The 418-nt window shown below is 44.7% G+C and carries 1 protein-coding gene; it reads left to right on the top strand.

What is annotated here, in order from left to right:
- Positions 1-133: 133 nt before the first annotated feature.
- Positions 134-418 (top strand): hypothetical protein (locus CWB98_RS24305; RefSeq protein WP_212751170.1); only part of this gene is annotated, 285 nt, incomplete at its 3' end.

The raw sequence follows: 418 nt of genomic DNA on the forward strand, positions 1-418 counted from the left end.
TGTTAATTTTGTGTTTATTTTTTGTTTGTTCTCTTATAGGGTAATTCCACTGCCTTAATCAAAGGCAATATCGATGGCTTACAGGAGTATAAGCAGTTGTAGAGCCCGTGGAATGATTCAAATGGAGAGAACAATGAAAACACTTATTGCATCAGCCGCTCTACTGATTGGTGGACTATTTAGCGCCCAAGCAAGCGCCGACAGCATGGAATGTTATGTCGATACTCAGGCATACGATCAATTTACACCTAACCGTTGTTTCGCACTGGTTTATGGTGCGAGATCAAGCACCGCCGTATTTCGCGTGGTAGGGAACGGTTCACAAATCGACAGTGTTATTTGGTCTAATGCGGCCTCATCGTGCGGCACCTCGGGCACGTCGTGCTCTTTTGAAATTCGTGCTTTCCGCCCATATAAA

It is taken from the genome of Pseudoalteromonas rubra, from assembly GCF_005887115.1.
Lineage (GTDB): Bacteria > Pseudomonadota > Gammaproteobacteria > Enterobacterales > Alteromonadaceae > Pseudoalteromonas > Pseudoalteromonas rubra_F.